Here is a 25139-nt window from a genome sequence, read left to right as displayed (position 1 = left end):
TGTACAACTGTTCACTGGAACTGGAGGTGCCATGAGCAGACTGGCGTCGATCGCCGAAGCCCTGCTCACTCCGCACGGCATGGACCGGTACCTGGAGCTCATCAACCCGATGCTGGTCCGCCGCGAACTTCGCGGAGCGGTCACCGCCGTGCGCCGGCAGACCAGCGACACGGTGACCATGACCATTCGTCCGAGCAGGGCGTGGCGCGGATTCTCCGCCGGGCAGTACGTACGCGTGTCGGTCGACATCAACGGCGTGCGCCGCACCCGCTGCTACTCCCCCGCCTGCTCCCAGCACCGGCGGGACGGACTGCTGGAGCTGACCATCAAGGCCGACCCGAAGGGCCTGGTCTCCCGTCACCTGCACCAACACGCCGAGGCCGGGATGGTGCTCGGGCTGTCCCAGCCGGATGGCGACTTCACCCTGCCAGCAAGCCGGCCGGACCGGATCCTGCTGATCAGCGGCGGCAGCGGGATCACCCCGGTGCTGTCCATGTTGCGCACCCTCGCCGACGAACGGCACCCCGGCGAGATCGTGTTCCTGCACTACGCGAACACCGCGGACGACGTGCTGCATCGCGACGAGCTCGAGCGGCTCGCCGCGGCGCATTCCGGGATTCGTGTGCTGTTCGGCTACACGCACGCCAAGAAGGGTGCGGACCTGCACGGCTTCTTCTCCGCGAAGCACCTGACCGCGGCCGCGCCGTGGTACCGGAACGCGCAGACCTATCTCTGCGGCCCGACCCCGCTGATGGACTCGGTGCGGGAAGTCCTCGGCGCCGACGGATTGAGTGAACAACTGCACACTGAAGAGTTCACTCCGCCGGCGCTCCAGTTCGACGCTGCCGACGCGCACGGACAGGTCCGGTTCGCGCACAGCGGCAGGGAGATCGCGAACTCCGGCAAGCCACTGTTGGAACAAGCCGAAGAGGCGGGCCTCAGCCCGGAACACGGCTGCCGGATGGGCATTTGCTTCTCCTGCACCAAAGTCAAGACCTCCGGCTGCGTGCGCAACGCCAAGTCCGGCGAGATTTCCCAGGAAGAAAACGAAGAGATCCAGCTGTGCATCTCCGTCCCGGTCGGGGACGTCGAGATCGCATGCTGACCCCATCCCACTTTAGGAGTGACCCCATGACCGGCTTGCAGGACCGCCTCACCCCGGAACAGATTGAGGAGTTCGGCCGCGAACTGGACGAGATCCGCCAGCGGATCGTGGCCGACCTCGGCAAGGAGGACGTCGACTACATCCACAAGGTGATCAAGACCCAGCGCGGGCTGGAGGTGATCGGCCGCGGCCTGCTGTTCGCCGGCTTCTTCCCGCCCGCCTGGATCGCCGGCGTCGGCGCCCTCTCGCTGGCCAAGATCCTGGACAACATGGAGATCGGGCACAACGTCATGCACGGCCAGTACGACTGGACCCGCGATCCGGCGCTGAGCTCGCAGAAGTTCGAGTGGGACACGGTCGCACCGGCCGAAAACTGGCGCCACTCGCACAACTACATCCATCACACCTACACCAACATCCTGGACAAGGACCGGGACATCGGTTACGGGATCCTGCGAATCGACCCGGCGCAGAAGTGGCACCCGTACTACCTCGGAAACCCGGTCTACGCGACGCTGCTGGCGATCCTCTTCGAGTGGGGAGTGATGCTGCACGACCTGGAGTTCGACCGCATCGCCAAGGGCGAGCGCAAGTGGTCGGAGTTCAAAGAGGTGCGCGCGAAGATCCTGCAGAAGGCATCGCGCCAGATCGGCAAGGACTACCTGCTGTTCCCGCTGCTGACCGGTCCGCTGGCACCACTGACCCTGCTCGGCAACGCGACCGCGAACCTGACCCGGAACCTGTGGGCGTTCGCGATCATCTTCTGCGGGCACTTCCCGGCCGACGTGGAGAGCTTCACCGAAGAGGAGACCGAGCAGGAGACCAGGGGTCAGTGGTACCTGCGGCAGATCCTCGGCTCGGCCAACATCAGCGGCGGCAAGCTGTTCCACATCCTTTCCGGCAACCTCTCGCACCAGATCGAGCACCACCTGTTCCCGGACATCCCGGCCCGGCGGTACCCGCAGATCGCCCCCGAGGTGCGCGCGATCTGCGAGAAGTACGACCTGCCCTACAACACCGGCGGGCTGACCAGGCAGCTCACCTCGGTGGCCAAGAAGATCGTCAAGCTGGCCCTGCCCTGGAACGGTGCGCCGCGTCAGCCGGAGCCCACTACGCTGAAGCGCGAACGGGAACTCACGGCGGCCTAAGGACACTCAATGGTGGGTCAGTTCGAAAGCAACAAGGACACGGTGCAGGTGCTGACCGAGTCGGCGGCCACCCACATCGGGAACATCGCCACGATCATCACCGGCGCGGTCCGTGACATCGCCAAGGAGACCGGCGACTGGCTGACCGAAATGATCGAGATGCGGGAGGCGGCGCAGCGGGCACAGCAGGACGAGCAGAAGCTCCGGCCCGCCGACGACCTGGACTGACGGCGCACGCACATCCTAACCTACTCACAAGTAGGTTAGGATGTGCGCATGACCGGTCCGTACCCGCGGCTGCTGAGCCCGCTCGACCTCGGCTTCACCACCCTGCGAAACCGGGTGGTGATGGGGTCCATGCACACCGGCCTGGAGGATCGCACCCGCGACCTCGGCAGGCTCGCCGAGTACTTCGCCGAGCGCGCTCGTGGCGGCGTGGGCCTGATCATCACCGGCGGCTACGCGCCCAACCGCGAAGGCTGGCTGCTGCCGTTCGCGGCCTCCTTGACCACCCACGGCGAGGCGAGGGCCCACCAGCGGGTCACGTCGGCGGTGCACGAGGCGGGCGGCAAGATCGCCCTGCAAATCCTGCACGCCGGCCGGTACGCCTACCACCCGCTGAGCGTGTCCGCCTCGGCGAAGAAGTCACCCATCACGCCGTTCCGGCCCCGGGCGATGAGCGGCCATGGGGTACGTCGCACCATCGACGCCTTCGTCCGCTGTGCGCAACTGGCCAAAAAGGCCGGTTACGACGGCGTCGAGATCATGGGCTCTGAGGGCTACCTGATCAACCAGTTCCTCACCGAACGCACCAACCGTCGCACCGACGAGTGGGGTGGTTCGTGGCAGGGAAGAATGCGGCTGCCGGTGGAGATCGTGCGGCGCATCCGGGCGGCGGTGGGACCGAAATTCATCCTCGTCTACCGGTTGTCCCTGCTCGACCTGGTACCGGGTGGGCAGAGCTGGGACGAGGTGGTGGAGCTCGCGGTAGCCGTGCAGGAGGCCGGCGCGACGCTGATCAACAGCGGCATCGGCTGGCACGAGGCGAGGGTGCCGACAATTGTCACCTCGGTGCCACGCGCCGCGTTCACCACGCTGACCGGCAGATTGCGGCCGCAGGTGGACATTCCGGTGATCGCGTCGAACCGGATCAACATGCCGGAGGTCGCCGAAGGCGTGCTCGAACGGGGCGAAGCCGACCTCGTCTCGATGGCGCGGCCGTTCCTCGCGGACCCGGACTGGGTGGCCAAGAGCGCCGAGGGCCGGGACGACGAGATCAACACCTGCATCGCGTGCAACCAGGCCTGCCTTGACCATGTGTTCAAGCACCGGACGGCGAGCTGCCTGGTGAACCCGAGGGCGGCACACGAGACCCAACTGGTCATCCGGAAGGCCGACAGCGCCAAACAGATCGCGGTGGTTGGCGCGGGTCCCGCCGGACTCGCGGCAGCCACCACGCTGGCCAGGCGCGGGCATACGGTGACCGTGTTCGAGGCGCACACCGAGATCGGCGGGCAGTTCAACCTGGCGAAGCGGATCCCCGGCAAGGAAGAGTTCCACGAGACGATCCGATACTTCTCCCGTCAGCTCGACCTGCTCGGGGTGCGGCTGCATCTGAACTCCCGGGCAAGCGCGGGCGAGCTGGCCGGCGGCGGGTACGACGAGGTGGTGCTGGCCACCGGAGTGGTGCCCAGGGTGCCGTCCATCCCCGGCATCGGCCACCCGAAAGTCGTGTCCTATGTGGATGTCCTGAACGGTGCCGAGGTCGGCGCCACCGTGGCCGTGATCGGCGCGGGCGGCATCGGTTTCGACGTCTGCGAGTACCTTACCCACGACTCCAGCCCAGCGCTGGACGTCCAGGAATGGCGGACCGAGTGGGGAGTCGGCGACCCGGCCTTGGCACGCGGAGGAGTGGAAGGTGTCGAGCGCAGGCCCGTCGCCTCGCCCCGGCGGATTCACCTGGTGCAGCGCAAGACCAGCAAGATGGGGGCCGGCCTTGGCAAGACTTCCGGTTGGGTGCACCGCACGACTCTGAAGAACAAAGGCGTGGAAATGATCACCGGCGCCGGCTACCGCCGGATCGATGACGAAGGCCTGCACCTGACCGTCGGCAAGGACACCGAACTGGTGCTGAATGTGCACAACGTGGTGCTGTGCACGGGTCAGGAACCCATGCGAGAACTCGCAGACGACCTGCGTCGGGCCGGGATACGCACCCACCTGATCGGCGGCGCCGACGTGGCCGCCGAACTGGACGCCAAACGAGCCATCGACCAGGCCACCAGGCTGAGCATCGAACTGTAGGGAAAACCGGATGGGCGAGCTTCAGGCCTGCCCGGCAAGCTGTAGCGGTGAGCCTCTTCCTGACCGCATGGCTGCGCCGCCGGTGGTGGACCGAGCTCGCCTGGACTCTGACCGGAGTGCCGCTCACCCTGCCCTGCGTCTTATGTGTGGCGTTAGGACTGGCGGCAGGACTGGTTTCGGCGCCGGTGTTCGTCGGTGTGCTGCTGATCGCCGGCACCCTGCTGCTGACTCGGCGTCCCGGGCGGGCTGTACTGCTGTTTTCGCAGTACGTGGAGACCCGATACGCCGCTGACCTGCTCGCCGACCGAGCCGGTGGCGTGGGCTACCTGCTCAAGGACCGCGTCGCCGAGGTCTCCGACTTCCTGGATGCGTTGCACCGCGTGGCCGACGGTGAGACTGTGCTCGACCCCGAGGTGGTCAGCCAGTTGTTCGGCTCGACCCGGCAGACCGATGCGTTGGCCACGCTCACTCCGCGTGAGCGTGAGGTGCTCGGGCTCATGGCGGAGGGCCGTTCCAACGCAGCCATCGCGGCGACGCTCTTCTTGTCCGCAGGATCAGTGGAGAAGAACGTCACCAATATCTTCGGAAAACTCGGGTTACCGCCGTCCGAGGGTGACAACCGCCGTGTACTGGCAGTATTGCGATATCTAGAATCCTGATGAGGGTCGACGGGTCGCCATCTATCACGTGCATGTCTAGCAGTAAGACTCTTTCCTTCTTATCCTCGATGCGGGCGGTTTCCAACGCATTCTCGGTAAGGAGCTGTGCATGAGCAAGCTGATGGCAGTGCTGCTGTCGGTGGTGACGTCGGTCGGTGGCCTGGTCTCCGGCAATGTGGATAACAACGTGGACAACGTCGCACCGCAGCAGATCTCTTGCACGGCCACCGACGAGGCGATCTACACGCCGCCTGCTCAACTCGGCTCCGGCCCCGGCGACGTCCTGGCTTGCATGCCGGCCGCGTTCCCGAAGATTCCAGACCAAATTCCGATGAAGTCATGGAAGGTGCAGTACCAGTCGACCGACGTGCACGACCAGCAGGTGGCCGTTTCCGGGATGGTAGCCGTTCCCGAAGCGGCGTGGCCGGGTCCTGGGCCACGGCCGATAGTCGCGTTCAACCCGGGCACAGTCGGCCTCGGTTCACAGTGCTCCTACTCCAAGCAGATGTCCGGCGCCTACGTGGACGCCTACGAGCTCAAGCAACTGGCTGCCGCGCTGAAGGCAGGCTACGCCGTGGTTGCGACGGACGGTGTCGGCTACCTGAACGGTCAGCTGCACAGCTACATGGTCGGAGACAACTCTGGGCGCGCTCTGCTGGACGGCGTGCGCGCCGCGGTGAAGGTGCCGGAGTCGGGCCTGGACGCCGCCGCGAACGTAGCCCTTTGGGGCTACTCGGAAGGTGGCCAGGCTGCGTTGTGGGCATCCCAGCTCGCTGCCTCGTACGCGAGCGAACTGAAGATCGTCGGTACAGCTGCCGGCGGTGTACCCGGGGACCTTCGGCTGGTCGCGAACAAGCTCAACGGTAGCGATTTCGCGGGCTTCGCGGGAGCCGCACTGGTCGGGTTCCATGCCGGCTACCCCGACATGCCGTTTGACGGACTACTCAACGACGTCGGCCGTGAAGCCGTCACGACGCTGAAGAGCAACTGCCTGATCAAGACGATCTTTGGCTTCCGAGGCGCGAATATCGAGGACTACACGACCGATCATCTGACTATCGAACAGATCTTCGCCCTCACCGGCCCGGAAGGCGTTACCTGGGGCCAGATCGCGGACAGCCAGAAGGTCGGAGTCGACATCGGCACGGCAGGGTCCGGTGCGAAACACGAGATCGCGTTCCCGACTTTCCAGTACCGCGGAAAGACTGAGCAGATCATTCCGATCGAAACCGAAGAGGCGACCATGCAGGCCTACTGCGCCGCCGGAGTCCCGACCAGGTGGAAGGGCGACGTGGAAGGTGACCATCTGGGCGCGGCCAGCTCGGTGATCCCGGAAGTGATGACCTGGTTCGCCGATCGCTTCGCTGGCAAGCCAGAATCCGGCAACTGCTCCGCATGAGTCTGCACTGGTGGGAGGTAAGGGTTTCTGGAGAAGCCCTCACCTCCCACCAGTTACACGTTCGGGTGACATGCGCTCGGCCCTCGCGGCTGCTCTGACCGGTTTTGTCGGTAGCCCGCTCTAGCGTGGCATCATGCAGAAAACAGCCGAAGAAATGGCCACTGACATCGTCCAGGCAGCGGAAGTGGAGATCCTGACCAACTTGGTGGATCCATCGTACAGGGAGCCGCTCCGGGTGGATCCCGCAATGCTGGAGACCATGACGGACAAGGGACTGCTCCGGGTCATCCACGGAACCGAAGTGGAGATCGCCCGCCAGCAGGCCCTGCGTGCCCGCGCGATCGCCACGCTGAACGAACGTCCAGGCCGATCCTCCACCGTGCCCACCGAACTGGCACTCACACTGTCCACTACGGAGGGTGCGGCAAAGCGCCTTGTCGAGCACGCGGAGACTCTGACCACGCGACTGCCCGAAACACTGCTCGCCATGGAACACGGAACCATCGACTGGCACAAGGCCGTCAAGATCTGTGACGCCACCAGTTGGCTCGATGACGAGAACGCCCGGTCAGCCGACCGAATTCTCGCCGGCCGGCTGACCGGGAAGAGCGCCAGCGCGATCCGCCGAGCTGCCGGCAAACTCGCCGAAAAGCTCGACACTGAAGGCTTCGCCCTCCGGAGCAAAGTTCGTCGAGCAGAACGCAAAGTCACACTGGTTCACCGAGGCATGGGCACCGCTGCCCTCGTCTCCGAGTTGCCCGTGGAGCGTGCGGCTGCCATCTATCGCCGCATCGACACAGCCGCACGTGAACTGAACACCCGCACCGAGAAACGCACCCTCGACCAGCTTCGCGCAGACGTATTCACCAACCTCTGCCTCGGCAAGCCCGCGCAGTCGGGACCGGCAAGCCGAAACCTCCGTCTTCGTCATCCTGCGCACAGCGGCCGGACCGATCACCGGACTCGCCGATCACGGTCAGTCGGTCATCCGGTCCATAAAGGCAACTGCTTGCGATCCAAGAACTCGGCATCGACGTCTCAACGCCGACACAGGAACCAGCCAGCCGTCCCGAATCACCTGGACCAAGCATCCCTTGCGAGACGGCCTGAGCAGGCAAACGTTGCCGAGCAAACTTGACGGCCACACCACGGTTGGCGCCAGCCGCAGGACTCTGCGGCCACGGGTCGACCGGACCATTGCGGCGGGTGTCACAACAGCTCTCACAACCAAAACATCTGCTCGGCCCAAATTGATCCATGGCCAGCATGCCAAGCCTGCCACGGTTACCGTAGTGGCCATGTACTCCACGGAAATCGAGGTCCGCACCGGCAGCGAGGCCGTGGTGCACGACCTGACCAAGGACGCCGAGGCATTCCTCCGGGACAGCCAAGCGGAGGACGGCCTGCTGCACGTCTGGGTACCACACGCCACCTCGGGGCTGGCCATCCTGGAAACCGGTGCGGGTAGCGACGAAGACCTGCTGACCGCGTTGAACGATCTGCTCCCTCGTGACGGCCGCTGGCGGCACCAGCACGGCAGCCCCGGCCACGGCCGTGACCATGTACTGCCTGCGCTGCTGCCGCCCTATGCGAGCGTGCCGGTACTCGGTGGGGTCATGGCGCTGGGCACCTGGCAGTCGGTCTGCCTAGTGGACACCAACCTGGACAACCCCGTTCGCCGAGTGCGATTCAGTTTCCTTCCCGGATGACCCGACCAGTCGCGTGGGCGCGGTCGCCCAGCCTGGCCAGAGCAGCACAACCAGGCTGACCAACAGAAGCCCGCCGAACACCCAGACCCCGGTGAGTACGTCCGGCGCATCCGGCGTGCCTTGCAACAAGCTGCGGAGGCCCTCGGTGGAGAACCGGAATGGCGTCCACGACCACAGTGCCGCGCGGTATCCGGGGTGCAGCAGCTCGGGAACCTGACCGGCCACAGCGGGTGCGATCAGGTACAGCGGGGTCAAGATGGCCATCGCGCGGAGGCCGAGCATGCGGAGCAGACCACCCTGCAGAGCGGCTAAGGCAGCGGTGCTGAGGAAAAGGAAGCCGAGCACGTCCCAGCCGAGGGGCAGGGTCGAGTCCCATAGCTTCAGGAAGCCGGCGAGCACCGCGGTGACGAGGACGCTGACCCCGGCAACCTGCGACAGCCGCGCCCAGGCGCTTGGTTTGCGCCCGGCCCGATCGGCCAGAAGGGTCAGTGCAGCACCGCCGACCAGGCAGCCGATCCAGGCCAGTGCGCTGACGCCCAGTGGTGCTGATCGTCCGGCCATGCTTGCCGGGTGCAGGGTTTCCACCTGCACCGGCGAACCAGCGGATAGTGCCTGGCCGGCAGCGGTCAGCGCCTGCTGGGCGACCTGCGTGCCGGAGGGATTGATCGCGCCGGACACCACCACTTTGGCGACCGTACCGCCGGGGCCGGGAGTTAGCTCGAGCACGCCGTAGACCTGCTTGTCGTGCAGCAGCCGATCGCTCTCCGTCAGCGTGGTCGACTGCCAGCTCAGTGCGTCGCCGGTCTGCGCGGCGAGACGGTCGGCGGCCGCGCGCGCCGGGCCGGCGTCCGGCGCCGCCACAGCGACCGGCACTTGCTCTGGTGAGACGCTGGCCTGAGCGCCGAAGGTCAGGAACCCGAGCACCACGGCCACGATCGCGCCGGCCGCAGACGCGATCGCGACGAGGGTCCACGACCCCCGTGGGATTCGGCTTGACATGACATCCTCCATTTATTCTTCACTCGTTGAATTATGACCAAAGGTAGGTTGCCATGGAGCAGAAGTCAACATGCGTTGAAAAGCGGCTCGGTAAGGTCGGGCACGTGCGCACTGCGAAGCACCGGCTGGTGCTCTGGGACATCGACCTGACGCTGGTGGACCTGCGGGGAACCGGGCAGGCCTGGTACACCAGCGCGCTTGCCGCGGTGACCGGGATCCCGCTGAGCGAAATGCCGTCGTTCGGCGGGCGGACCGAGCGGGCGATCACCTCGGAGCTGCTCGTGACGCATGGCATCGAGCCGACCGAAGAGATGATCCAGAAGATCTGGGCCGAGTTGACCGAGCTCTCCCTGCGCGCGCTGCCCGAGCTGGCTGAGCGCGGCCAGGTTCTGCCGGGAGCGGCGGCGGCGCTGGCCACCATGGCCGGCCGCGACGACGTGGTGCAGACCGTGGTCACCGGCAACCTGCCGGAAGTCGCCAGGCACAAGCTGACCGCCTTCGACCTGGACGGGCACATCGACTTCGAGATCGGCGGCTACGGCACGCTGTCGCTGCAGCGACCGCCGATGGTGACGCACGCTGTCGAGCTGGCCACGCGCAAGCACGGGGTGGAGTTCGACCAGGAGTCCGTGGTGGTCATCGGCGACACCCCGCACGACGTGGACGCCGCACTGCACCACGGCATGATCGCGATCGGCGTCGCCACCGGCACGTACAGCGTCGAGGAACTACGTGACTCCGGTGCGCACGCGGTGCTGACCGACCTGTCCGACACGACGGCCGTGCTGGCCACGGTGCTGGGCTAGTTCGTGGTCGAAACGGTGGTGCGGCTGCTCTCCGGCACGATCCGGTAGCTGCGCAGCAACTCGGCCAGCTGCTCCCTGGTCGTCTCACCGGGGTAGGCCTGGTCGAAATAGGCGACCAGGACGGGACTCTTCGCGTCCGTCTGGTCGCCGGGTTCGATGGCGATCGCGCCCACCAGTGCCCTGGGCGGCATGCAGGACTTGTCGTTGCCGGCGACGGTCACTTCGGCCACCGTGACGCTGGCGTTCCGCTTGCCGCCGGCACCGTCGTCGATCTGCGCCGGTTCCGGTGATCCGACGGCGAGCGCGGGCTGCGGACCACCTTCCGCGGTGTACGCCTGCTTCGCGATCAGAGTGACGGTTTCGGCCGCGGCCAGCGCGTAGTCGCGTTGCGCGACCGGCGCGACCCCGCTGCCACCGCGGTCCCGATTCTTGTCCGTGGGGCAGTACTCCTGGCCGGTGAACGCGCTGGCCACCAACGTGATGCCGGGACCGTTCGCATCGGCGTTCCAGCCGTGCACGGTGTCCGGTTTCGGAGTCCAGCCCGGCGGCACGTCATAGGCGTACAGACCGTCCCGCCCTGCCACGGACTGCCAGCCCGCGACCGCGGGAGGCACCACGACCTTCGGCCGCGGCGTGTACGAAGTGGCCGAGGAGGTGGACGGCGCGGGCGCGTCGACCTCGTCCCGCGAGGTCGACCGGCTGCCGACGTAACCAAGGCCGAGCAGGACCACGACCGCGAGCAGACCATAGGGGGCCTTGGACCGCCGCCGTTTCGGTTTCGGCGGCTCGGATGCGGGTGCGGGCACCGGCGTGCCCGTGGTCGCCGCATAGGACGCCGGTTCGTAGCCGCCGAAGCCCTTGAGCGCGGCGTTGTCCTGGTAGCCGGGCAGGTCCGCACCGGACATCGCGGGCTACCGCCGGACGAGCTCGGTCAGGTGCGCCACGACCTGGTCCACCGCGATCTCGTCGCGTTGCCCGGAGGCGCGGTCCTTGACCTCGACCACGCCGTTGGCCAGCCCACGGCCCACCACCAGAATGGTCGGCACCCCGATCAGTTCCGCATCCGCGAACTTCACGCCGGGAGTGGCCTTCCGATCGTCCAGCAGCACCCGAATACCGGCCGTGTCGAGCTCAGCGGCGAGTTTTTCGGCACCGGCGGCGACCGCGTCGTCCTTGCCCGCGATCACCACGTGCACGTCGGCGGGCGCGACCGCACGTGGCCACACCAGGCCAAGCTCGTCGAAATGCTGCTCAGCGACCACGGCCACCAGCCGGGAGACACCGACGCCGTAGGAGCCCATGGTGATCCGGATCGGCTTCGAGTCCGGGCCCAGCGCGTCCAGCTCGAACGCGTCAGCGTACTTGCGGCCGAGCTGGAAGATGTGCCCGATCTCGATACCGCGCGCAGCGACCAGGGTGCCCTTGCCGTCCGGCGAGATGTCACCTTCGCGCACGTCGGCCGCCTCGATGGTGCCGTCGGGGGTGAAGTCCCGCCCGGCGACCAGGTCCACCACGTGGTGATCGGCCTTGTCCGCACCGGTCACCCAGGCCGTGCCGGACACGATCCTGGGGTCGGCAAGATAGCGGATTCCGTTGTCCTGCAAAGCTTTCGGACCGATGTATCCCTTGACGAGGAAGGTGTTGGCGGCGAAGTCCGCCTCTTCGAGCAGGGCGACCTCGGCCGGTTCGAGAGACGCTTCGAGGCGTTTCATGTCCACCTCGCGGTCGCCCGGGATGCCGACGCCGAGCACCTCCCACTCCTTGTTTCCGGGCTGGCGCACCTTGACCATGACGTTCTTCAGCGTGTCCGCAGCGGTGAAGGTGCGGCCCAGCCCGGCCGCGTTCAGGAAGTCCACCAGCGTCTCGATGGTCGGCGTGTTCGGCGTGTGGTGCACCTGCGCGTCGGGCTTGCCCTCGACCGGCTGTGCCGCGGGTGCGGGCGTGACGACCGCCTCGACGTTGGCGGCGTAGTCCGAGTCCGTGCTCCGCACGTAGGTGTCCTCGCCGGTCGGCGCCACCGCGAGGAACTCCTCGGAAGCGGAACCGCCCATCGCGCCGGAAGTCGCCGCGACGATCACATAGTCCAGCCCTAGCCGGTCGAAGAGCTTGATGTACGCGGCACGGTGCTGCTGGTAGGAACGCTCCAGGCCCTCGTCATCGAGGTCGAAGGAGTAGGAGTCCTTCATCACGAACTCGCGGCCGCGCAGGATCCCCGCGCGGGGACGCGCCTCGTCCCGGTACTTGGTCTGGATTTGGTACAGCGCAAGGGGATAGTCCTTGTACGAGCTGTACTCGCCCTTCACCGTGAGCGCGAAGAGCTCCTCGTGCGTCGGGCCGAGCAGATAGTCCGCACCCTTGCGGTCCTTGAGGCGGAACAGGCTGTCGCCGTACTCGGTCCAGCGGCCAGTGGTCTCGTAGGGCTCGCGGGGCAGCAGCGCGGGGAACTGGATCTCCTGCGCACCGATCGCGTTCATCTCTTCGCGGACCACGGCCTCGATGTTGCGCAGCACGCGCAGGCCCAGTGGCAGCCAGGAGTAGCCACCCGGGGCGACTCGGCGGACATAGCCGGCGCGCACCAGCAGCCGGTGGCTGGGCACTTCGGCATCCGCCGGGTCCTCACGCAGGGTGCGAAGGAACAACGACGACATCCTGGTGATCACTACTGGACTCCTAGGTGCGAACCGCGCATAGACGTTTCGCGAAGCGTAGTCAATAGCCCCGGGTCCGCTTCAACCGGTTATCGCCACGCCGGAAACTGTCGGTCCCCACGCATAGCCTCCGGTGCATGACTCTTCAACTTGGCATGGTCACCATCGACTGCGCGAACCCGCAGCAGCTCGCCGGGTTCTGGATCAAGGCACTGGGTGTGCAGGTCGACCAGGACTACGGCGAGTACCTGATCCTGACCGCCGCCGCGGAGGGAGGTGCGAAGCTGGCCTTCCAGAAGGTGCCCGAGGCACGGATCGGCAAGAACCGGGTGCACGTCGACTTCGGCACCGATGATCACGCGGCCGAGGTGCGGAGGCTGGTCGGGCTCGGCGCGACCGAGGTCGAGGAGCACTCCATGCCCGGTATGGGCTGGACGGTGCTCACCGATCCCGAAGGAAACGAGTTCTGCGTCGGCGCATACCACTGACCGGACGGCACTACCGGTACGGCAGGACCGCGGCCAGCTCCCTGGCCGCGGTCCGCAGCACGGGCACGAACCCGGTGAGCTGCTCGACACTGGTCCGGAAGGCGGGCGCGGCGGTGGACAGGGCGGCGATCGCCACGCCGTCCGGGCCGCAGACCGGCACGCCGGCCGCGCGGATCCCGGCTTCGTGCTCCTCGTCCGCGATCGCGTAGCCCTGAGTTCGGACCAGGTCGATCTCGCGCTCGAAGGCGGCGCGAGCCGTGATCGTGCGCGGTGCGAGCCCGGGCAGGTCGAGTTCGGCGACCAAACGAGTGCGTTCCGGCACTGACGCGAACGCGACCAGGCACTTGCCCATCGAGGTGCAGTGCAGCGGCCCTCGCGTACCTGGTTCACCGCGGATCTGCACCTGGCGGCTGCCGGGCACCGCGTGCACGTAGAGCTGGTCCGAGCCGTCTCGCACCGCGAGCAAGGTCGGCTCGCCAGTGTGCGCGGACACGCGCTCCATCACCGGAAGCGCAACCCCGGCGAAGCCCCTGGCGTGCGAGACGCGCTGCCCGAGCTCGAACAGCCGCAGGCCCAGCGCGTATCGCTTGGACTCCGGGTCGCTGCGGACGAAACCCTCGGCCTGCAGCGAGCTCAGCAGGCGGTGCGTGGTGCTGACCGGGAACCCCGCCGCCCGGCCGAGCTCGGACAGCGCGACTCCCTCGGGGTAGTCACCGAGCAGGGACAACAGGCGTAGCGCCTTCCCGACCATGTCGGCCATGCCTGCTCCCCTCTTGACGTGACGGCGTGATCCTCCGACACTTCATTGACCGTATAGCGGAATTGCTTTCCATATTACGGAAAGCGGCGATCCGGTCAAGGGTGACAGGAGGTCCGATGGACGTGCATCCGGTGGCGCAGACGGCCACCCCCGGCCGTCAGCGCTGGCTGCGGCTGATCCCGATCGTCTTCGTCACCTACAGCCTCGCCTACCTGGACCGGTCCAACTTCTCCATCGCGGCGGCCGGCGGTATGGCCGAGGACCTCGGCATGACCAGCGCGACTTCCGGGCTGGTCGCCGCCTCGTTCTTCGCCGGCTACTTCCTGCTGCAGGTGCCCGGCGTGCTGTACGCGGACCGCCGCAGCGTGCGCGAACTGATCTTCTACTCGGTGCTGGCCTGGGGCGTGCTGGCCACCGTGCAGGGCATGCTCAGCTCCATCCCGGCGCTGATCGTGGTGCGTTTCCTGCTCGGCGCGGTGGAGGCCGCGGTGCTGCCGGCGCTGGTGGTGCTGCTGGCGCGCTGGTTCACCAAACCGGAGCGGGGCCGCGCCAACGCCTTCCTGATCCTGGGCAACCCGGTGACCGTGCTGTGGCTGTCCGCCGCCTCCGGCTATCTGATCGAGGCCACCTCCTGGCGGGGCATGTTCATCATCGAGGGCGTACCGGCGCTGATCTGGGCGTTCTACTTCCGCGCCCAGGTGCGCGACCATCCGCGCGACGCGCGCTGGCTGAACCCAGCCGAGCGGGACCTCGTCGAGTCCACGATCGCCGCGGAGCAGGCGGCGCTGCGCGAGGTGGCGGCGCCGGCGGAACGCCACCCGCTGGTCGAGGCGCTGCGGTCGAAGGCGGTGCTGCTGCTGTCCGCGCAGTTCCTGCTCTGGAGCATCGGCGTGTACGGGTTCGTGTTCTGGCTGCCGACGATCGTCAAGGCGGGTTCATCGGCCGGTATCGGCGCCACCGGCCTGCTGTCCGCCGTGCCCTACGCCTTCGCGGTCGCGGCGATGCTGTTCAACTCACGCGGCTCCGACCGGACGGGGAGGCGGCTGCGGTTCGTCTGGCCGTGGCTGGCGCTCGGCGCGGTCGCCTTCTACGGCTCGTACCTGCTCGGCCAGGACGCGTTCGGGTTGTCCTACGCGCTGCTCATCGTCGCGGCCATCGGCCTGTACGCGCCGTACGGACCGTTCTTCGCGATGATCCCGGAGCTGCTTCCCCAGCGGACCGCCGGAGTCGCGGTCGCCGTGGTGAACACCTGCGGCGCGCTCGGCGGCTTCCTCGGCACCTATCTGGTGGGCTGGCTGGACCACGCGACCGGGACTTCCGCGGCCTCGTTCCTGATGCTCAGCTCGACGATGGCCGCGGCCGCGGTCATCCTGTTCGCGATCCGCACACCACAGCTCAGGGAAAGGCGCGCATGACACCACGAGTACTGCTGCCGTGGCGGGACATCGAACTCCCGGCCGGGCTCACCGCCGGCTACTACGACGGGCGCGAAGAGCCGCCGGCCGCGCTCGATCAGGTCGAGTTCTACGTGCTGCCCTACGACCAGGGGTCGGAACCGGCGAAACTGCTGGGCCGGCTGCCCGGCCTGCGCGCGGTCCAGTCGCTCTCGGCCGGTGTGGAGAACCTGCTGCCGCGGCTGCCCGAAGGCGTGCTGCTGGCGAACGGCCGCGGGCTGCACGATCTCAGTGTCGCCGAGCACGCACTCGCGCTGATCCTTGCCGCACAACGGGATCTGCCGCGATGGCTGCGTCAGCAGCAGACCGGATCGTGGATCCGCGAGCACACCAGATCGGTCGCGGACAACCGGGTGCTGCTGATCGGTCACGGCTCCATCGGCAAGGCGATCGAACGTTATCTGTGTGCCGGCGAGGCCGAGGTCGTGCCGGTTGCCGGCACGGCGCGGCCGGACGAGGGCGTGCACGGGGTGGTGGAGCTGCCGTCGCTGCTGCCGTCCGCGGACATCGTGGTGCTCGTGCTGCCGGAGACGGACGCGACCCGCGGCCTGCTCGGCGCCGACCAGCTGGCCGCCCTGCCGGACGACGCGCTGGTGGTGAACGTCGGCAGGGGCAGCGCGATCGACACCGACGCACTGGTCGCCGAGGTGTCCAAACGCAGGCTGCGCGCGGCGCTCGACGTGATGGATCCGGAGCCGCTGCCTGCCGAGCATCCGTTGTGGAACGCGGAGGGCGTGCTGATCACCCCGCACATCGCGGGCGGTTCGGCTTCCTTCTACCCGCGCGCGAAGCGGCTGGTCGCCGATCAGCTGCGCCGGTTCGCCGCCGGGGAGCCGCTGGTGAACGTGGTCAACGCCAGCGCGTCCGGTGCACCAGCCAGCGACGGGTGACCGATGCGAGCTGCCGCTGATGCGCCCGCATCCCGGTGGTGCCCGGCGGCTCCGGCAGCCGGGCGCCGCGCTCGGCGTGCCCGGCCAGTGCCACCCCGAACGCGGTGACCGCCCAGGCCGGCACGCCGGCCAGCACCGGCCGCCGGCGCAGCAGCCGGTCCACGTCCTCCGGTTCGTGCCCCGCATCGAGCAGGTGCGGCACCAGTGACACCAGATCGAGCCAGGCGGCACCGCGGGCGGGATAGCGCCAGTTGACCACCCGCACTCGGCCCGGCCCGGTCAGCACCAGATTGCCGGGACGCAGATCGTTGTGCAGCAAGGTGTTCCCGGCCGCCCACGGGTGCCAGGAGGTCTCCATCGCGACCAGCGAGTCCAGGTTGCGGACCGTCCACTCGTCGAGGTCCGCGGGCGGGTCGGCACGCAGCTCGTGCCAGCCGCGCAGCAGCGGCCCGAGGTCGTCCAGCGCGTCCGGGGCTCTCGGCAGCGGACACGGGGTGAGCGTCCTGGCCAGCGCGCCGAGCGTGGTGATCACCGCGGACAGGTCCGGTGAACCCGGCCTCAGCTTCGCCTGTGCGCCCTCGACGTCGGAGAACACCAGTACCAGCCACTCGTCGTCCACAGTGGACAACAGGGTGGGCACCGGTGCGGCGGCGGGCAGGCTCGCCGCGACGTCGGCCTCCACGTAGTAGGCACCAATGCGGGGGCTGCCCGCGGGCAGCCCCTTGGCGAACACCCACCGGCCGTCGGCCAGTCGCAGGCGCACCGCGAACCCGCCGTCGAACTCGGGAGACTGCCGCAGTGAGCGCACCACCGGCGACCCCAGGCTACGTTCGACCGCCGCGCGCACCGCTGTCGGTAAGTCCTGCCAGGCCGGGCGCGCACCCGCCCGCACCACCGCCCCCATACCCCGCCCCCATCACTGTTTCGCGAGGATCAACACTACCGAGAATCGCGGGGGTGACCTGGCCGCCTCGGTACTGCTCAGTAGCTTCAGCGCCGGCGCAACCCGATGCGCCCGCCCTGTCCGCCGCCGCGGTGTTTTCGCCGGTTACGCTGGTCGCGTGCTGGTGCTGCTCCCTCCTTCGGAAACCAAGGCCGCCGGCGGGGACGGCCCGCCGCTCGACCTGGAGGCCCTCTCCTTCCCGGAGCTGAACCCGGTTCGCCGCAAGCTGGCGGACGCGCTCGTGGAACTGGCCGGTGACGTGCCGGCCGGGCTGTCCGCACTCGGCCTGTCCCCTCGCCAGGAGGACGAGCTGGCCCGCAACGGAGCGCTCTGGTCGGCGCCGACGCTGCCCGCGCTGGAGCGGTACACCGGCGTGCTCTACGACGCGCTGGGCATCGGCGGCCTCACCCGCGCCGGCAGGGCCAAGGCCGGACGGCGGCTCGCGGTCGCATCGGCGCTGTTCGGTGTGGTCGGCGGGGCCGACCGCATCCCGGCCTACCGGCTTTCGGGCGGCAGCAGCCTGCCCGCACTGGGCACCCTGCGCCCGCTGTGGCGACCGGCGCTGGAGCCGGTGCTGGCCGGACTGGACGGGCTGGTGGTGGATCTGCGCTCCGGGGTCTACGCGGGACTGGCCGCCATCCCCGACGCGGTGACCGTACGGGTGGTGACCGAGGTCGCGGGACGACGTACCACCGTCAGCCACCACAACAAGGCCTACAAGGGAAAGCTCGCCGGGGTGCTGGCGACTACTCGCGCCGAACCGTCCACTGTGGAGGGTCTACTGCGGGTGGCGGCCAAGGCCGGGATCGAGCTCGAGCGCACCGGCGACACCGAGTTGGAACTGCTCACCTCGCACTGACCCGGCCGGGCCGGTAGGGCCACAGGTCGGCGGTGGGGTCCTCGTCGAACGCGAGCGCGGCGACCAGGCTGCCCGAGTACGGCGCCAGGGTGAGCCCGGCCGGCCCGAACCCGGTGGCGATCAGCAGCTCGGGATGACCGTCGACCGCGCCGAGCAGTGGCGCGCCGTCGCGGGAAGCGGGTCGGAACCCGATCCTGGTCTCCAACAGGGTGGCATCGGCCAGTCCTGGAGCCACCGCAAGCGCTTGCTCCAGGACCTCGAACTGGCCGGCCGCGGTCACCCGGTGGTCGAAACCGGAGCCGGTCTCCCTGGTCGCACCGGCCACGACCCGCGAGCCGGGAAAGGCCAGCAGGTAGTGGCTGGACACCGGCAGCACCACCGGCCAGCTCGCGGTGTCCACGCCGGGCAGCCCGAAATGGCTGATCTGGCCGCGCTGCGGCGCCACGTCCAGCGTCAGGCCGAGCGGCGCGAGCAGCTCCGCGCTCCACGCACCGGCGGCGACCACGATCCGGTCCGCGCCGAGGGTTTCCCCGTCCACCCGCACCCCGGACCCGGCTAGTTCCGCCTGTCCAACGCGTATCTCCACACCTCGGCGCTTCGCGGCCTGAAGCAGCGCTTCGCGGACTTGCCTGCCGTCCACCCTGGCCGAACCGGACAGGTGCACCGCACCCAGCTCCGGGGCCAGTGCGGGGAACAGTTCCCGCGCCTGCGCGGGGTCCAGCCGCCGTACCTCGCCCGCGAGCGGCGACGCGGCGGCCCGCGCGCCGATCCGCTGCTCGGCCTCGGCCAGCTCCCGCTCGTCGGCGGAGACCACCATGCCGCCGACCACCTCGTACGAGCTCTCGGTCTGCCCGTCCTCGGCAAGCTGCGCGACCAGTTCCGGGTAGTAGGCGGCGGCCAGCTCCGCGAGCCGGAACTCGGCGTCGGTGCGCCGGGTGGTCCACGGCGAGACGATGCCGGCGCCGGCGGCGGTCGCCACACCCGGCCGCTCGATGTCCACCACCACGACCTCGGCACCGCGCAGCGCCAGGTGATAGGCGGTACTTGCGCCCGCGATGCCCGAGCCGATCACGATCACACGCATGATCCACAGCTTGCCCCGCCGCGGGCCCGCTGTCGAAAAGTTCCGTATCCCTACGGGCACATGCCCCGGTTGTTCCGGCACCGTCCGTCGCCGGAAATGGACGTGACGCGATCGGAAAGGAACCCCCGTGAAGAGAACAACGACCCGATTAGGGCTGCTCGCGATGGCGATGGCCACCATCGCCGTGCCGATGGCGACCAGCATGGCCGGTGCCGAGGAACCCACCGCGTACCGGGCGGTCGCCCCGACCGACGAGGCGCATATCCCGCCGGGCGCGCACACCCAGATCTACAACGGCGAAGACAGCTCGGTGGCCGAGTTCCCGTTCATCATCGGCGGGCTGCGCGAAGGCGGGACCCGGCCGCAGGGCCAGACCTGCACCGGCGCCGTGGTCGCGCCGCGCAAGATCCTGACCGCCGCGCACTGCAAGGACGCCGCCGGAGAGAAGAGCTACCTGTACGGCCTCGACGACCTGAACGCGGGCGGCGGCAGCCGGATCGGGGTGGCGAGCTACGACAAGCACCCGAAGTACGTCAACTTCGACCAGGGCTACGACGTGGCCGTGGTGACCACCACCAGCGACATCCCGGTGCCGAACGGGCAGTACGCGAAGTTCGCCACCTCGGCGGACACCGGCCTGAACAGCCCGGGCAAGCAGGGGGTCGGCGTCGGCTACGGCAAGAAGGACCACAACGACGACTCGCGGGACGTGACGGTCGACAAGGCGACCTTCCCGATCCGCGAACCGTCGAACTGCAACGGGGTCGGCGCCGGGTTCAAGGAAGCGACCATGATCTGCGCCGGGTTCCCCGACGGCAACCCGACGATCCTGCCCGGCGACAGCGGCGGCCCGCTGATCGTGGACGGCAAGGTGGTCGGCGTGGCGTCCTGGAGCCGCAGCGACTTCCACTGGTACGGGGTCTGGGGGCGGCTGAACAACGACATGGGCGACTGGGTGAAGGAGCAGGTCGGCAACCCCGGCCCCGGCGACGGCAAGTTCGCCATCTCCGTCTCGCCGTCCAGCCTGACCGTGGAACCGGGCAAGCACGTCTCGGCCACGGTCACCACCACCGCGGGCGACGGAGGCCCGGAGGACATCGCGCTCACCGCTTCCGGCCTGCCGGAAGGCGCGAAGGCCACGTTCCAGCCGGCCACGGTCAAGTCCGGGCAGACCGCGAAGCTCACGATCGAGACCTCGTCGTCGACGCCAAAGGGCAAGACCTCGGTGACGGTGAACGGCGCGGCGACGTCGGGCAGCAAGGCCGCGACCGTCGGGCTCACGGTCGGCAGCGCGGCCGGTGAGATCGCGGTCGCGGTCAACCCGGGTTCGGGCAGCGCGCGACCCGGTTTCTTCAGCACGGCCACCATTTCGGTCACCGGCGGCTCCGGCCAGTTGACCCTTTCCGCCAGCGGGCCAGGCTTGCCGTTCCCGCCGTTCTTCAACCCGTCGACGATCAGCTCCGGTGGCAGCTCGACCATGCAGCTGGCGGCACCGTTCCAGCCCGGCAGCTATCAGATCACCATCACCGCGACCGACAGCGGCGGTGTGTCCGGCACGGGCACGTACACGCTCAAGGTCGCCTGAACCGCGTCGTGCGTGGAGGTCGTGAGTGGAGAGCGCCGTCCGGCGCTTTCCACTCACGGCGTCAGCGGGGCCAGGCGGCGCTCATCGCGGCGAACACCTCGTCGAGCACGGCGGCGGGCCGCAGGTAGACGTCCACCCTGGAGACGCGTTCACCCGCCGTGGTGACCACTTCGGCGACCTCGACCGGAGATTCCCCGACCCGCATGGTCCACAGCAGCACCGACTGGTTCCCCTGCCCTGCCACGGTGCCGCGCAGGGTGAGCCCGGAGAAGGCGCCGGCGCGTGCGATGTAGGCCGAACGCAGGTGTTCCGGGGTGTCGAACAGGGAGAACGGGCTCTGGAAGACCGCGTCTTCGGCGAGCAGTCCGGTCACCACCTCGATCTTGGCGTGCTGCACCGCGTCGGTGTACTCGGCGACCAGTGCGTGATGCGGGTTGGAGGTCATGATCCTGTCTAGCAAACTTCGGCGAGCAGGCCGTCCCGCGGCCGCATCGCGGCGAAACCCCTGGCACGGACGCGCTGCGCCGGCAGCCGCAGCGACGCGCCGGCCAGCAGCCGGGCGAGCATCACGGTCAGCTCGGTGACCGCCAGCACCGAGCCGACGCAGCGATGCTGGCCGCCACCGAACGGCAGGAACTCGTGCGCCACCGGTTTCCGGTAGCCCGGCGCGGCCGGGTCCCAGCGCTCCGGGTCGAACCGGGTCGGTTCCGGCCACAGCTCGGGCAGCCGGTGCGTCACGTACGGGCTGAAGATCAGCAGGCTGCCGGCCGGGACCCGGCGGTCCGCGAACTCGAAGTCCCGCGTCACCATCCTGGCCCCGATCACCGCCGGCGGGTAGAGCCGCAGCGTCTCGTGCACGACCCCGTTCAGGTAGGTCAGCCGGCTCAGGTCGGTCCCGGCGGGCGGCCGGTCGCCGAGCACGTCCCGCACCTCGTCCCGCGCCCGGTCCCAGACCCCTGGGGTGCTCAGCATCGCGTAGACGGCCCATGCCATCGCGGCGCTGGTGGTCTCGTAACCGGCCGCGATCAGACTGACCGCCTGATCGCGGACCTCCAGGTCGGTCAGCCCCTCGCCGTCGTCGCCGCGCCCGTGCACCAGGGTGGCGAGCACGTGGTCACCGTCATCGGCGTCCCCCGCGCGCATCCGCGCGATCTCGGCGTAGATGCGCGCGTCCACCTTGTTCCTCGCCGCGACCGCGCGCCGCCACGGCGGCAGGTGCAGCCGCTCCAGCACCGCCACCGTCTGCGGCAGCCGGTCGACCAGGTCCAGCAGGGGCTGCAACTGGTCGCCGAAGAACTCGGCGTCGGCGGCGAGCCGCCCGCCGAACAGCGACTGGATGGTGCTGCGCCGGATCGCGGCACGAAACGCCTGGTAGACCTCCACCCGCTGCCCTGTGCGCCAGGAGCCGACGACGGCGTCCGCGTTCTCCGCCATGATCCGCAGATAGCCGTCGATCTGCCGGTGGTGCAGCGCCGGCTGCACCAGGCGGCGACGGCGGCGGTGGTCGTCCCCGTCGCTGACCGGCAGCGAGGTCTCGCCGTCCACCGGGATCAGCCCTGCGTAGGCCTCCCGGTTGCGGAACAGCGGCGAGTTGGCGAAGACGAACCGGTTGGCCTCGGCACCGAGCAGGTAGACGAACCGGTTCCGGCCGGCTCCGGCACTGACCACCGGGCCGAACCTGCGGTGCAGGGCCAGCAGCAGTTCGGCCGGGGTGTACTTCCCCGTCCGGCCGAGCAGGCTGTGGTCCGCGTAGGCGGTGCCGGTTCCCACCGGGATCGAGGTCATCGTCGAGCCTCCTGTTCGCTACACCTGTAGCAACCAGGCTAGCGGCTGCGCGGACCGAGCACCATCGTTTCGACCGCGCGGCGCAACCGATCGCGCTGGTCGCCGCCGAGAAAAGGACGGGCCAGCGCGTCGTAGAGCACTCCGTCCAACTGGATCAGCAGCACCCGCGCCGCCTCCTCCGGCTCCGGCACACCGGCCGCCCGCAGCCCGGCCGCGGTGAAATCCTGGAACCGGCGGTTCGCCGCCTCCAACTCGGGCAGCAGCTCGGCGCGCCGGGCGGCGTCAAGGTACAGCTCTAGCCGCGCCAGGGTGCGCGATCTCGCCGGGCCGAGGCAGTAGACGAGCAGGTCGGTCAGCGCGTTCACCACGTCCTCGGCCCGCCAGCTGGTGGGCGGCATCCGCGCCAGCACGACCTCCTCCAGCTCGACCATCCGGTCCAGCACCCCGGCCAGCAGCTCCAGCCGCGTCCGGAAACAGCTGCTGGTGCTGCCCGCGGGCAGGCCGGCCGCGGTGTCCACCGCCCGGTGGGTCAGTCCCCGCAGGCCATCGGACGCGATCACCTCGATCGCCGCGTCCGCCGCCCGCTGCCGGCGCGGCGCCTCCCGTCCAGCCACTGCGCTCATGGCGCCTCCGCGGGAAAAAGTGCGTCGTCGGTGCTCATAGGACCCCATGATGCGGTAACCGGCGGGCCGGTTGCCAAGACCGGCCCGCCGGGGAAGGCGGGGAACTCAGAACTTGATGCCGAAACTGTCGATCGAACCGGAGTCGTAGGCGTAGACGTCGGTCACCTGGAGCTTCCAGATGCCGTTGCGGTTCTCCGCCGACGTGTTCGCCGAGAACGACCGTCCGAGGTCGACGGTGCTGGCGCCACCCGGCTGCTTCAGGTTGGTCACCGCACCGCTCGGCGCGATCAGGTCGATCTTCAAGTCGGCGGTGTACGGGTGCTTGATCGCGACCTCGACCGAACTGGCAGCGGAGCCCTTGCCGTCGCAGCCGCTGACGGTCACCGCGCTGGACACCGCGGCGCCGGCGTCCGGGATCGCGACATCGTCACCGTTGGTGCCGCCCTCGCAGGACGGCTCCCCCGGGCCGCTGCCGACGAAGCCGCTGTAGAGCAGTTTGTTCGGCGAGCCGCTGCCCGGGTTCTTCACCTTGCCCGCGGTCGCGTTGTCGGTCAGCGCCTTGCTGACCGCGGCCGGGTCGGCGGACTTGTTCGCCTGCAGGTACAGCGCGGCAACGCCGGCGCCGTGCGGGCTGGCCATGGAGGTACCGGACATGTTGGTGCTGCCGCTGTCGCTGCCGTTGGAAGCCGAGGTGATGTTGTTGCCGGGCGCGAACAGGTCCACGCAGGTGCCGTAGTTGGAGAACGACGCCCGGTTGTCACTGGCGTCGGTGGCGCCCGCGGTGATCACCTCGGGCAGATAGGCCGGTCCGGTGTTGCACGCGTCGGCACCGCTGTTGCCGGCCGCGACCACGGTGGTCACGCCCGCCGCGACCATGCCGCGCATCGCCTGGTCACCGACGTTCTTGGTGTCGAAGGTCAGGCTCATGTTGGCCACCGCGGGCTTGACCGCGTTCTTGGTGACCCATTCGATGCCCTCGATCCCGTCCGAGTCCGGTGCGCTGCCGCCGCAGCCGAGCACCTTGACCCCGACCAGCTTGACCTTCTTGGCCAGCCCCCAGGTCTTGCCGCCGACCGTGCCGGACACGTGCGTGCCGTGCCCGTTGCAGTCGTTGGCGTCCGGGTCGGTGTCCACGAAGTCGTAGCCGCTCTTCGCCCGGCCTTCGAACTCGTTGTGCGAGTAGCGGATTCCGGTGTCCAGGATGTAGGCGGTGACGTCCGCGGCGGTGTTGTTGTAGGTGTACTTCTGGTCCAGCGGCAGGTCCCGCTGGTCGGTCCGGTCGATGCCGTAGGTGGCGCCGGTCTGGGTGTCCGCGACACGCGCGGTGCCGTCCTGGAAGACCTGTCCGACCGCGGGGTCCGCGGCGAGTCGGCGAGCCTGTGCTTCGGTCATGCCGCGGACCGCGAAGCCGTGCATCGACGCGGTGAACGTGGACTTCAGCTCGCCGCCGTACCGTGCCACCAGCGACGCGGAGGCCTGCTCGATGGCGGACGCGCCCGCGGTGAACCGGGTGCCGTCCTTCAGCGCCACCACATATCCGCCCGGAGTCGGCTGGTTCGCTTGCACGACAACGCCTTCCGGCTCCGCGGCGGCCGCCGCGGAGCCGCCGGTGACGATCGCGAGCAGCGCCGCGAACGAGCCGGCGCAGGCCACCGCCTTCAGGGACGATCTCATTCTGCTTCCTTTCCCAGAACGGGCGTGAGATTTCACTGTCGATCCCCCGATATGGCCGAACAAGCGAGGCTTCGCTACGTAGGGCTACTTATCTATTGCCGCCCTACGAAAGTTCCGTGCCTGGCCCGAAACGTTCCGACATTCCGGTCAGGCACTTAAGCTCCGAACCACCGGACGATGTGGTCCGGTAATCGGGTGGGAGCTGGCAGAGCGGGAG

24 protein-coding genes are annotated in these 25139 nt (G+C 68.7%); 14 read left to right on the top strand and 10 right to left on the bottom strand.

Annotated elements, in window-relative coordinates; genetic code table 11:
• Positions 1-31: 31 nt before the first annotated feature.
• The 8 genes from AMYNI_RS0127870 to AMYNI_RS0127835 all read left to right on the top strand — a co-directional run bounded on the left by AMYNI_RS0127870 (position 32) and on the right by AMYNI_RS0127835 (position 8324).
• Positions 32-1105, top strand: a complete 1074-nt coding sequence (locus AMYNI_RS0127870) for a ferredoxin reductase (protein WP_020671369.1) — start codon at positions 32-34, stop codon at positions 1103-1105.
• 26 nt (positions 1106-1131) lie between these two features.
• Positions 1132-2253, top strand: a complete 1122-nt coding sequence (locus AMYNI_RS0127865; RefSeq protein ID WP_020671368.1) for a fatty acid desaturase family protein — start codon at positions 1132-1134, stop codon at positions 2251-2253.
• A 9-nt stretch (positions 2254-2262) separates the two neighbouring features.
• A complete protein-coding gene (locus AMYNI_RS0127860; protein ID WP_020671367.1) occupies positions 2263-2481 on the top strand; it encodes a hypothetical protein in 219 nt (72 codons plus the stop codon).
• A 48-nt stretch (positions 2482-2529) separates the two neighbouring features.
• Positions 2530-4557, top strand: a complete 2028-nt coding sequence (locus AMYNI_RS0127855) for an NADPH-dependent 2,4-dienoyl-CoA reductase (protein ID WP_020671366.1) — start codon at positions 2530-2532, stop codon at positions 4555-4557.
• Between the two features lie 47 nt (positions 4558-4604).
• A complete protein-coding gene (locus AMYNI_RS45515) occupies positions 4605-5216 on the top strand; it encodes a response regulator transcription factor (protein WP_245574016.1) in 612 nt (203 codons plus the stop codon).
• Between the two features lie 109 nt (positions 5217-5325).
• Positions 5326-6615 (top strand): lipase family protein, encoded by a 1290-nt coding sequence (locus AMYNI_RS0127845; protein ID WP_020671364.1) that lies wholly within the window; start codon positions 5326-5328, stop codon positions 6613-6615.
• Positions 6616-6748: 133 nt separating this feature from the next.
• Entirely contained in the window at positions 6749-7753 is a 1005-nt protein-coding gene (locus AMYNI_RS48435) for a DUF222 domain-containing protein (RefSeq protein WP_084628490.1), read from the top strand.
• Positions 7754-7913: 160 nt separating this feature from the next.
• A complete protein-coding gene (locus AMYNI_RS0127835) occupies positions 7914-8324 on the top strand; it encodes a secondary thiamine-phosphate synthase enzyme YjbQ (RefSeq protein ID WP_020671362.1) in 411 nt (136 codons plus the stop codon).
• On the opposite strand, the gene AMYNI_RS0127830 is transcribed toward AMYNI_RS0127835, so the two are convergent.
• Positions 8262-9323, bottom strand: coding sequence for a YhgE/Pip domain-containing protein (locus AMYNI_RS0127830; protein WP_020671361.1), 1062 nt, complete (start codon positions 9321-9323; stop codon positions 8262-8264). The two genes, AMYNI_RS0127835 and AMYNI_RS0127830, sit on opposite strands and share 63 nt — an antisense overlap.
• 53 nt (positions 9324-9376) lie before the next feature.
• Here AMYNI_RS0127830 and AMYNI_RS0127825 point away from each other — a divergent pair, with 53 nt between their 5' ends.
• A complete protein-coding gene (locus AMYNI_RS0127825; RefSeq protein WP_020671360.1) occupies positions 9377-10129 on the top strand; it encodes an HAD family hydrolase in 753 nt (250 codons plus the stop codon).
• Here the strand turns inward: AMYNI_RS0127825 and AMYNI_RS0127820 are convergent.
• Positions 10126-11034: a DUF8017 domain-containing protein gene (locus AMYNI_RS0127820; RefSeq protein WP_020671359.1), complete on the bottom strand. Its 909-nt coding sequence runs from the start codon at positions 11032-11034 to the stop codon at positions 10126-10128. The two genes, AMYNI_RS0127825 and AMYNI_RS0127820, sit on opposite strands and share 4 nt — an antisense overlap.
• Positions 11035-11040: 6 nt before the next feature.
• A complete protein-coding gene (locus AMYNI_RS0127815; protein WP_020671358.1) occupies positions 11041-12789 on the bottom strand; it encodes a proline--tRNA ligase in 1749 nt (582 codons plus the stop codon).
• Positions 12790-12914: 125 nt separating this feature from the next.
• Here AMYNI_RS0127815 and AMYNI_RS0127810 point away from each other — a divergent pair, with 125 nt between their 5' ends.
• A complete protein-coding gene (locus tag AMYNI_RS0127810; protein WP_026361015.1) occupies positions 12915-13265 on the top strand; it encodes a VOC family protein in 351 nt (116 codons plus the stop codon).
• A gap of 10 nt (positions 13266-13275) precedes the next feature.
• Here AMYNI_RS0127810 and AMYNI_RS0127805 read toward each other — a convergent pair whose 3' ends face one another.
• Complete coding sequence (locus tag AMYNI_RS0127805; RefSeq protein ID WP_020671356.1) at positions 13276-14025, bottom strand: IclR family transcriptional regulator; 750 nt, start codon at positions 14023-14025, stop codon at positions 13276-13278.
• Positions 14026-14141: 116 nt separating this feature from the next.
• Here AMYNI_RS0127805 and AMYNI_RS0127800 point away from each other — a divergent pair, with 116 nt between their 5' ends.
• Both AMYNI_RS0127800 and AMYNI_RS0127795 read left to right on the top strand, forming a co-directional pair.
• Positions 14142-15440 (top strand): MFS transporter, encoded by a 1299-nt coding sequence (locus AMYNI_RS0127800; protein ID WP_020671355.1) that lies wholly within the window; start codon positions 14142-14144, stop codon positions 15438-15440.
• Positions 15437-16369, top strand: coding sequence for a 2-hydroxyacid dehydrogenase (locus tag AMYNI_RS0127795; RefSeq protein WP_020671354.1), 933 nt, complete (start codon positions 15437-15439; stop codon positions 16367-16369). The genes AMYNI_RS0127800 and AMYNI_RS0127795 overlap by 4 nt, the downstream gene beginning before the upstream one ends.
• Here AMYNI_RS0127795 and AMYNI_RS0127790 read toward each other — a convergent pair.
• Positions 16329-17180: a phosphotransferase gene (locus tag AMYNI_RS0127790; RefSeq protein WP_245574014.1), complete on the bottom strand. Its 852-nt coding sequence runs from the start codon at positions 17178-17180 to the stop codon at positions 16329-16331. The two genes, AMYNI_RS0127795 and AMYNI_RS0127790, sit on opposite strands and share 41 nt — an antisense overlap.
• A 250-nt stretch (positions 17181-17430) precedes the next feature.
• Here AMYNI_RS0127790 and yaaA point away from each other — a divergent pair, with 250 nt between their 5' ends.
• Positions 17431-18171 (top strand): peroxide stress protein YaaA, encoded by a 741-nt coding sequence (gene yaaA / locus AMYNI_RS0127785; RefSeq protein ID WP_020671352.1) that lies wholly within the window; start codon positions 17431-17433, stop codon positions 18169-18171.
• On the opposite strand, the gene AMYNI_RS0127780 is transcribed toward yaaA, so the two are convergent.
• Positions 18158-19255 carry an NAD(P)/FAD-dependent oxidoreductase gene (locus tag AMYNI_RS0127780; protein ID WP_026361013.1) on the bottom strand — a complete coding sequence of 366 codons (1098 nt, stop codon included), beginning with the start codon at positions 19253-19255 and terminating at the stop codon, positions 18158-18160. The genes yaaA and AMYNI_RS0127780 overlap by 14 nt on opposite strands.
• Before the next feature lie 127 nt (positions 19256-19382).
• Between AMYNI_RS0127780 and AMYNI_RS0127775 the strand changes: the two genes are divergently transcribed.
• Complete coding sequence (locus AMYNI_RS0127775) at positions 19383-20840, top strand: trypsin-like serine protease (protein WP_245574013.1); 1458 nt, start codon at positions 19383-19385, stop codon at positions 20838-20840.
• Positions 20841-20901: 61 nt separating this feature from the next.
• Here the strand turns inward: AMYNI_RS0127775 and AMYNI_RS0127770 are convergent, their stop codons facing one another.
• The 4 genes from AMYNI_RS0127770 to AMYNI_RS0127755 all read right to left on the bottom strand — a co-directional run bounded on the left by AMYNI_RS0127770 (position 20902) and on the right by AMYNI_RS0127755 (position 24922).
• On the bottom strand, positions 20902-21285 hold the full coding sequence (locus AMYNI_RS0127770) for a nuclear transport factor 2 family protein (RefSeq protein WP_020671349.1): 384 nt from the start codon (positions 21283-21285) through the stop codon (positions 20902-20904).
• Positions 21286-21293: 8 nt separating this feature from the next.
• Positions 21294-22625 (bottom strand): cytochrome P450, encoded by a 1332-nt coding sequence (locus tag AMYNI_RS0127765; protein WP_020671348.1) that lies wholly within the window; start codon positions 22623-22625, stop codon positions 21294-21296.
• Between the two features lie 38 nt (positions 22626-22663).
• On the bottom strand, positions 22664-23248 hold the full coding sequence (locus tag AMYNI_RS0127760) for a TetR/AcrR family transcriptional regulator (RefSeq protein ID WP_020671347.1): 585 nt from the start codon (positions 23246-23248) through the stop codon (positions 22664-22666).
• A 105-nt stretch (positions 23249-23353) separates the two neighbouring features.
• Positions 23354-24922, bottom strand: a complete 1569-nt coding sequence (locus AMYNI_RS0127755; RefSeq protein ID WP_020671346.1) for a S8 family peptidase — start codon at positions 24920-24922, stop codon at positions 23354-23356.
• Between the last annotated feature and the right edge of the window lie 217 nt (positions 24923-25139).

This window comes from Amycolatopsis nigrescens CSC17Ta-90 (genome assembly GCF_000384315.1).
GTDB classification, from domain to species: Bacteria; Actinomycetota; Actinomycetes; order Mycobacteriales; family Pseudonocardiaceae; genus Amycolatopsis; species Amycolatopsis nigrescens.
Note: the sequence above shows the minus strand (reverse complement) of the source record. Positions and strands in the feature narration are given on the sequence as shown.